A 266-nucleotide genomic window follows, 5' to 3' on the forward strand; every position below is an offset into this window, starting at 1 on the left:
GTACTGGACCGGGCGGCGCGCCTGCGAAGCGCGGGCGACCAGCGGGGCGAAAACCGTCTGGTGGCTAGCGTCCCGATGGAACTTGTCCAGACATGGCTCGATGAGGCCGGGGTCACATGGAATGACCGCGCAGCCGCGCAGGAGGTCATGAAGAAGAAACTTCTATCTTCAGACTTCGACCGGTTCCGCATTTGGGACAAGACCTGGTGACCCCCTAACCAGCGCAAACCGACCTAACCCGTAGGAGGCCCGCATGGCCCGTCAAC

At 62.8% G+C, this 266-nt stretch carries 1 protein-coding gene; it reads left to right on the forward strand.

Annotated elements, in window-relative coordinates; all coding sequences use genetic code 11:
* On the forward strand, positions 1-210 hold a 210-nt coding region (locus H5993_RS09280), incomplete at its 5' end, for a hypothetical protein (protein WP_204777114.1).
* Positions 211-266: the final 56 nt, after the last annotated feature.

The sequence above is a fragment of the Limosilactobacillus alvi genome (assembly GCF_016900115.1).
GTDB lineage: Bacteria > Bacillota > Bacilli > Lactobacillales > Lactobacillaceae > Limosilactobacillus > Limosilactobacillus alvi.